Annotated in this window: 4 protein-coding genes and 2 pseudogenes; 2 read left to right on the top strand and 4 right to left on the bottom strand. The window is 37.3% G+C overall.

The window, feature by feature from the left end; all coding sequences use genetic code 11:
- Positions 1 to 32: 32 nt before the first annotated feature.
- Entirely contained in the window at positions 33 to 1,052 is a 1,020-nt protein-coding gene (locus F3G98_RS04740) for an HdrB C-terminal domain-containing protein (RefSeq protein WP_149725819.1), read from the bottom strand.
- 63 nt (positions 1,053 to 1,115) lie between these two features.
- Between F3G98_RS04740 and F3G98_RS04745 the strand changes: the two genes are divergently transcribed.
- Together F3G98_RS04745 and truD are read left to right on the top strand one after the other, a co-directional pair.
- Positions 1,116 to 1,937 (top strand): thiamine-phosphate kinase, encoded by an 822-nt coding sequence (locus F3G98_RS04745; protein WP_149713268.1) that lies wholly within the window; start codon positions 1,116 to 1,118, stop codon positions 1,935 to 1,937.
- Entirely contained in the window at positions 1,915 to 3,039 is a 1,125-nt protein-coding gene (gene truD / locus F3G98_RS04750) for a tRNA pseudouridine(13) synthase TruD (protein WP_149725820.1), read from the top strand. The genes F3G98_RS04745 and truD overlap by 23 nt, the downstream gene beginning before the upstream one ends.
- A 233-nt stretch (positions 3,040 to 3,272) precedes the next feature.
- On the opposite strand, the gene F3G98_RS04755 is transcribed toward truD, so the two are convergent.
- The 3 genes and pseudogenes from F3G98_RS04755 to F3G98_RS11080 form a co-directional block, all read right to left on the bottom strand.
- Entirely contained in the window at positions 3,273 to 3,893 is a 621-nt protein-coding gene (locus F3G98_RS04755; RefSeq protein ID WP_149713266.1) for a Type 1 glutamine amidotransferase-like domain-containing protein, read from the bottom strand.
- A gap of 443 nt (positions 3,894 to 4,336) precedes the next feature.
- A pseudogene (locus tag F3G98_RS11075) lies at positions 4,337 to 5,389 on the bottom strand (methyl-accepting chemotaxis protein); the annotation flags it as partial.
- Positions 5,390 to 5,413: 24 nt separating this feature from the next.
- A pseudogene (locus tag F3G98_RS11080) lies at positions 5,414 to 6,307 on the bottom strand (Cache 3/Cache 2 fusion domain-containing protein); the annotation flags it as partial.
- Positions 6,308 to 6,817: the final 510 nt, after the last annotated feature.

The following is a 6,817-nucleotide window of genomic DNA, read 5'->3' on the forward strand; positions in this document are numbered from 1 at the left end:
TAAAGCTTTAAATTTGACGTATTAAATTTAGCTTATAAATTTACTAGGCCAACCTTTAAAGCATGCTCTTTTAGCCCGCTTGGTATCTCACCATTTTCAAGCGCCATTAGCTCGCTTGCTCTTAGGACGTAAAAGTCTTGCAAGCTTCTATTAGCAGACTTCTCAAGCTTTTTTGCTAGCGTGTCAAAGATATAAAACTCGTCCTCATTGCTAGCTAGTAAAAAGTCAGCCCCACTATCAAATGCAGCAAAAACTATCTTGCTAGCAAGCTTGTAAGCTAGCTCTTCATCGGTCTTTAAAAGATCATATCCACAAGGCGTTTTGGCGTTTAGCTCTATAAAATTTGTCTTGTATGCGCTTAAATTTGCAGGCAGCTTGCCTTTTATGGCTATCTTAAACTCTTTAAATTTACTAAGTTTTTCTATCTTTTCAAGCTCGTTTTCGTGCTTTTGCGTTGCTTTTACGCCTAAAATTTCTTTGAAAAATCTAATCGCTTCGTTGTAAATTTTACTTCCACCAAATAGCAAATCATCAAGCTCGCAGGCTATCAAGACGCCGTTTTTACCGCTAATAAGCTTTAAAATTTCATCGTTTTTCTCATTTTTATAAAGATGATGAGCTAGCATTATCGCGGCAGCTCCTATAAAATTTGGCTCATAGTCTTTCACAAAATCAGCGTAAAAATAGGGCTTAAAGCTAGCGTAAAGCTCTTTGTCAGCCCTTTTGCAAAAGCTAGCAAATGTCTCAAATTTCGCCCAAAAGTCATCATCGTTTATAGCAAGGTCTAAAACTGCTCTTTTTTCATCAAGCGGGGCTATGCAAAGCTCGCCGCCAAGTTTTTGAGCTAAATTTTCAAGTGGCTGGGCGGTGCTAACTACGATGTCATTTACCTTGACAAAGCCTTCAAATGGGCTAAAGTAGGGGTCTATGCTCTTTACGTGGGCAAAAAGCTCGTTTAAGTTTGCAAAGTCTGAAATCTCTAAAAAATAGGGCTTAAAATATGCCAAAACATCTCTTTTCGCGTCAAATCTAAAAATCTCAACTCTTTGCATCTCTATCCTTTTTTTTGGCTTATTTTATCCTAAATTTAAAAGGAGTTTCATTATAATAGCTCAATGGATAAAGAAAATTTCACGATTGAACGCTTTAGTAACGCATATATCGGCGATGATGCGGCGGTTGCTGGCAAAATGGTCTTTAGTAAGGACATTTTCGCGCAAAATTCGCACTTTAAGCTTGGCTGGCTAAGCCTTGAAGAGATCGGCTACAAGGCGATGATCGTAAATTTTTCAGATACGATCGTGATGAATGCAAAGCCTAAATTTGCCCTTCTTGGGCTTAGTCTGCCAAAGAGCTTCACGCCTCGGCAGATAGACGAGCTAAGTAGGGGCATAAATAGGGCGTGCGAGGAGTTTGGCGTAAAGATAATAGGCGGCGACACGATAAGTAGCCCCATTTTAAACATAAGTGTTAGCGTGATCGGCGAGCTAAAGGGCAGGGCTGTGCTAAGGAAAAATGCTAAATTTGGTGATCTTGTCGCATTTACTGGCAAGCTTGGAGGCAGCCAAAAGGGGCTAAACTCGCTTCTAAGGCTTGCTCAAATTTCTAAAAACTCACGATTTAAAAGACCTATCTTAAGGGATAAATTTTTTTACAAAGCAGCTCATCTTATAAACTCCGCCATGGATATCTCAGACGGGCTAAATACCGATCTTGGCAAGCTTTTAAAGGCTAGCAAAAAGGGCGCTAAATTTACAAAAAAACTAAGCAAATTTGAGCTTAGTAGCGGCGAGGAGTACGAGGTTTTATTTGCCTTTAGTCCTAAAAATTTAAGCGCCATAAAAAGGATCGCCGCAAAAACTAGGACAAAGATCAACATCTTTGCAAAAATTTCACACAAAAGGTTAAGACAAAATGCAAGAAGCCACCACTTTTAAGCCGCTCTATGCGCTTACTCATGCGCCCATCGAGGCATATTTTTCTAAAAATTCAGATGATTTTGTCGTGCGCGAGATACCGCTTTATGAATTTAGTGGCGACGGCGAGCACTTGATCGTTGAAATTTCTAAAAAAGATATGACGACAAGCGACGCTTTGCACGCCTTAAGCGAGGTTACAGGGGCAAAAATGCGCGACTTTGGCTATGCTGGGCTAAAAGACAAGCAGGGCATGACGACGCAGTTTATCTCGATGCCTCGTAAATTTGAGAGCGCGCTTGCAAACTTTAGCCATGAAAAGATGAAAATTTTAAATTTAAACGTGCATAAAAACAAGCTTCGCATCGGACATCTAAAGGGCAACAGCTTTTTCATCCGCCTAAAAAAGGTGCTGCCAAGTAGCGCTAAAAAGCTCGAGCAGGCCTTTGTCAGCATCGATAAAATGGGCTATGCAAACTACTTTGGCTACCAGCGTTTTGGTAAATTTGGCGATAATGCTACAACTGGCCTTGAGCTACTTAAAAATGGCACGATAAATGGCAAAAGGAGCAAAAATGTAAAGCTAAATGACTTTTTGATCTCAGCCTATCAAAGCGATCTTTTCAACCGCTATCTTAGCAAAAGGGTCGAAATTTCAAGGTTTGTGAGTGACTTTAGCCTAAGTGAGCTAGGTGAAATTTATAAAAACTTTAGCAAGGATGATCTAAAGGCGATGAAGGCGCAGGAGAGTTTTTTTAAACTTTTGCCAGGAGAGGTTTTGGGGCACTATCCGTTTGGCAAGCTCTTTTTGTGTGAAAATTTAGATCAAGAGGCGCAAAGATTTGCCAAGCGCGATATCACAAGCCTTGGACTTATAGTTGGTGCAAAGGCCTATGAGGCAAGCGGCGTGGCAAAAGAGCTTGAGGATGAAATTTTCTCTGAGGCATTTTCGCTTACTTCAAAGATCGCTGGCTCAAGGCGCTTTAACTGGGCGTATCTTGAAAATACAAGCTACAAATACAACGAAGAAAACGCTCATTTTAGCTTAAATTTCACACTTCAAAAGGGCTCATACGCCACAGTTGTGCTAGAAGAAATTTTGCATAAAAATATATTTGAGTAGGGTAAATTTTCGGACTTTCCTCTTTTGCGTAGTGCAAAAGCGACCGCTTACCGTGCCAGAGCGAAATTATAGCGGTTTTTGCTTAATTTTCTAGCCTTAAAAATTAAACTTTGCGTTTTAATTATTTTCTTTATTTATAAGGAAGATTTGCAGACAAAAAGTGATTTTATAGGGAAAATGCTCTGAGTAAATATTTGGCGTATGTTTTATCAGAGATCGCATAAATTTTTATCTCAAAGCGCAATAAATTCAGCATTATTTATAGGTCGCAAATCGTACAAGTCCTCAAATTTCTCCATTATCTCGTGAGTAGCCTCCACAAAAGGCTCACAGCCAAAGTGCGGCACTACGCAAAAATCAACCAAATTTAATCCTGTAAAATCACTCATGTTTACACTACTTTTATCCATAAGCATAGCATATCTCGTGTCTGGTGCGGCCACGATCGCCCCTGCTGACTCACCGACGTAAATTTTACCAGCTTTAACCGCGTTTTTTATAGCTTGTTCGGCGCACGATTTTCGCAGCTCATTAAGCAGATAAAATGTATTTCCACCGCTTACATAAATGATGTCGCACTTATTAATAGTAGCTAAAATTTTATCATCTGCAACACAAAACTCATCATATTCAGAAATCTGCGTAACCAAGTTTTTAACACAAGAAATATCAATACGAGTCAGCTTCGCACCAAATTTTTCCAAAATTTTCACCGCTTCATCTACGTAAAAATTTACCTCTTCAAATTTTGCTGCCGTATCGATAAAAGAAACATGCTTACCTTGAAAATCTACCACTTCATTGATCTTGCTCGCAACCTCCGCGAAGTAGGAGCAAAGAAAAATATTTGCCATTCCTTTATTCCTTTTAAAAGATATTTAAATTTAAGAGCCAATTATATCCGAAAATAAGCTTAAAAGATCCGCATTTTGCTGTCGCTCACAAGCTTCCCATATCTTGCACTACAGCTTAGGATTTAGAGATTTATATGGTTTGTATTTTTAGTATACATGGTTGAGTAAGTAAAATTTAAAAATTTAATTATGAATTTGAATGCAAAAATTTAAGGCAAAGTATCGCAATATTTTTTAAGAGTTTTTTCTCTTGTGATCGCAACTTCAAGTAGAAACAACGTAAAAATTTAGCGAAGATAAGAGATATAATCTATCAAGCCAAATTTTTACTAGTTTTATAAAGATAGATTTAAAAGGGTTGCTGGCTAAATCTAGCTGGTTTAAATTTAAAAAGGTCTAGCCAAAGCTAGACCTAAAAACATTAAATTTTAAAAGGTAAAAACTTAAGTTCTAAAGACGCTAAGTTTAGTATTTAGCGCATCTGTCATCTTATTTAGATGCTCAGCCGCAGAAGCTATCTCTTCGACACTTCTAGCATTTTCAGATGAAATTTGATTGATCTCTGAGATGCCATCCATGATCTCATTTACATTCTTACCAGTTGCGATGTAGTCTTGCATAGTCTTATCAGACATCGCTATGGCGTTATTCATCGTTTCGCTCATATTATTTATAGTCTTTTCAACGTCGCTTGCCACATGGGTTAGCTCTTGAATTTGTTTAGAGTTGATGCCCATTTGCTCACTGCTATCATTGATCGCTTGAACGATAACGTTGATAGTTGCGTTTATCTCTGTTAAGCTCTTTTGAGTTCTCTCAGCTAGCTGTCTAACCTCGTCAGCAACGACTGCAAAGCCACGTCCATGCTCACCAGCACGTGCCGCTTCGATGGCAGCGTTAAGAGCAAGTAAATTTGTCTGATCTGCGATGTCGTTGATAACAACAAGGACTGATTTTACCTGTTCAGCGTCACGGCTAAGCTGCTCGATCTTGCCAGCCATTTGATTTTCTACATTAGCAGAGTCTATGATCTGAGATGATAGAGATCTGATAGCCTCGGTAGCTGTTTTTATATGAGTGCTTGCCTTTTGAAGATCATCTTTGCCAGCTTGAGCAATTGAAAGTGACTCTTTCATGCTTTCTTGCATAGACTTGCATCTTTGATTTGTCTCTTCAACGATCTGGGTTGATTCTTCTACGCGTTTGCCTGTTTGAAGAGATGTAGAGCTTAGCTCGTTTGCAACTGAGCTGTTTTCACTTGAAAGATTTTTAGTGTCGCTTATAAGCACTCTTATGCGCTCTATGAAGTTATTTATATCATTGCTTATTTTAGCTATCTCGTCTTTGCCGTAGATTGGGATTTTAAGAGTAAAGTCAGATGTTATAGCATTTAAATTTGCTCCTAGTCTATCGATAGGATTTGCAACTAGCTTTTTAAGCAAGAAGATAGATACTATGATAAGAAGCAATGTAACTATAATGCTTGCGATGATGAAATTTTTGCTAACTACTTTTTGAGGTGTTAAAAAGTCATCAGTAACAGCTGAGCCAAGCACTATCCAGTTTAGCTTGTCAAATGGCTCAAAAGCAACCACTCTCTCAACTCCGTCAGTATTTATGAGTTTGACACCTTCTTTAGTTTTTACTATGTCATCAACTATATCTTTTAGCTGACCTTCTGGTGCTTTGCCAGCTAGTCTTGGGTGGATGTCATAGACATTTGTCTTTGTATTAAATATTGAGAAGTAGCCACGCTCGCCTAGCTTCATTTGTGCCATTGTCTTTTGAAGATCTTCTAGGCCTTCAGTAAAGTCGTAACCTATAAATAAAACTGCTACAACTTCGCCGTTTTGAACGACTGGCTCATAAACACACATATAGTTTCTACCAAAAATATTTAGAGCCCCAACATATGTCTCTTTGTTCATCATCTTTGGATAGATCGTTTTATTTAGCATACCAAGCGCTCTACTGCCATCATCTAGTAAAAGTGAGGTAGAGACAGCAGCAAATTCATTGCCTGATTTTGCAAAGATGGTTGGGATACCGCCGTTTGTTAGCTTTTTGATCTTATCAGATATCTCATGGTTGTTATTTAGCACGCCCATTTTATCTGAGATAAGCTCTACAGCATCGTCATTTTCTGTTTTTATGGTTTGGCTAGTGGCTCTTATGTTGCCTAAAGCCTCTTTTAAGACATGCATATATAGTTTTGCATTATCTTCATTATCTTCATCAAATAGCTCAACTGTGTCCATCGCAAGCGCAACGTTTTGCTGGATAGTTGTTTCTACTCCCTCCTTGATCTCACGCTCTAAGACATGTGATATAAAAAATACAAAGCAAGCCATACAAATGGCAAGAACTAAAGCGATGATCGCTGAGACCTTGACTAAGATGCTACGCAAATTCATCTATATCCTCCTTGGTTTAGATTTTAAGGGTTTATTATACAAATTTTTTCTCGTAAAACATATAGAATTTTAGGGAAAAATAACGAATTTTAAATTTTTGTTTGCTTTGTATTTATAATTATAACTTTTATGAAAATGCAGTAAAAATTTATAAAAGATTGCTATTTAAATTTAGCTTTTTAAGCAAAATTTATAGTTTGGCAAAAGCAAGAATTTTGCGCTTTTGAGGGATTAAAATTTAAATTTGTATCATTTTGTTGATTTGTCGTCTATTTTATTACATTTATTTAAGGTTCAAAGCAAAATAACAAAAAAGTGAAATTTGGAGCGTTTTGTTCTTGTTTTTGTAAAGAAATTTTAAAAAGATTAAATAAAAAAATTAATTTCATACCAAGTTGTGACAAAATTTAGGCTCAAAAATCAAAAAATTTCTTAGATAAATTTGTAAAATTTGATGAAAAATTTGATTGCAGGGTAAATTTATATATTTTTAAATATAATCACGCTCTG

Source organism: Campylobacter concisus (assembly GCF_902460895.1).
GTDB classification, from domain to species: domain Bacteria; phylum Campylobacterota; class Campylobacteria; order Campylobacterales; family Campylobacteraceae; genus Campylobacter_A; species Campylobacter_A concisus_BC.

Bases quoted from the DNA above. Each gene is read 5' to 3' on its own strand.
- F3G98_RS04740 (WP_149725819.1), bottom strand. From the start codon at position 1,052: ATGCAAAGAGTTGAGATTTTTAGATTTGACGCGAAAAGAGATGTTTTG.
- F3G98_RS04745 (WP_149713268.1), top strand. From the start codon at position 1,116: ATGGATAAAGAAAATTTCACGATTGAACGCTTTAGTAACGCATATATC.
- truD (WP_149725820.1), top strand. From the start codon at position 1,915: ATGCAAGAAGCCACCACTTTTAAGCCGCTCTATGCGCTTACTCATGCG.
- F3G98_RS04755 (WP_149713266.1), bottom strand. From the start codon at position 3,893: ATGGCAAATATTTTTCTTTGCTCCTACTTCGCGGAGGTTGCGAGCAAG.